This window comes from Burkholderia sp. Ax-1719 (assembly GCF_011753055.1).
GTDB lineage: Bacteria > Pseudomonadota > Gammaproteobacteria > Burkholderiales > Burkholderiaceae > Paraburkholderia.
Map to the genome: position 1 here is coordinate 1 of NZ_VWWJ01000075.1, position 802 is coordinate 802.

1 protein-coding gene and 1 pseudogene are annotated in these 802 nt (G+C 63.3%); both read left to right on the top strand.

Annotated elements, in window-relative coordinates; genetic code table 11:
• Positions 1 to 548 (top strand): TOBE domain-containing protein (locus F3J17_RS35920; protein WP_167070566.1); only part of this gene is annotated, 548 nt, incomplete at its 5' end.
• Between the two features lie 16 nt (positions 549 to 564).
• Positions 565 to 802 (top strand): annotated as a pseudogene (locus tag F3J17_RS35925) (putrescine ABC transporter permease PotH); the annotation flags it as partial.

The window sequence follows — 802 nt, forward strand, 5'->3', positions numbered from 1 at the left end:
TCGAAAAGGTCGATGTCACCTGCGTGATGGTCACGCACGACCAGGAAGAGGCGATGACGATGGCCAATCGCCTCGCCGTCATGAGCGAAGGCCGCATCGTGCAGATCGGCTCGCCCAGCGAAGTCTATGAATTCCCCAACAGCCGCTTCTCCGCCGAATTCATCGGCTCGACCAACCTGTTCGAAGGCAAGGTCGTGGAGGACGAACCCGATCACATCTTCGTCGAAAGCGAGGATCTGGAAACGCGCATGTACGTGAGCCACGGCGTGACCGGGCCGCTGGGCATGCCGGTGGGCATTTCGGTGCGCCCCGAACGCGTGCGCGTGACGCGCGAGAAGCCGGGCACCGCCAACAACTGGGCGCGCGGCGTGGTCACCGATGTGGCCTACATGGGCAGCTATTCGCTCTATCACGTTCGTCTGCCGGGCGGCAAGGTGGTGGTCTCGAACCTGTCCAGCTCGCACCTGATGAACGAAGGCGCGCCAGACTGGAACGACGATGTCTATGTCTCGTGGTCGCCGTCCAGCGGCGTCGTGCTCACGGCCTGATGAGGAGGATGCCTAAATGAGTTCCGTTCCCTCTACTTCCGCCGCACCGCATGGCGCGGTCAAGCGCGGTGCGCTGGGGCGCTTCTTCGCGCGCTTCGTGCCCTCGGGCCGCACCACCGTGATCGGCGTGCCGTTCATCTGGCTGGCGCTGTTCTTCGCCCTGCCCTTCGTGCTGGTGCTCAAGATCAGCTTCGCCGATCAGGTCATGGGCATTCCGCCCTATTCGAACCTGGTCGAGATGAAGGACGGCATGG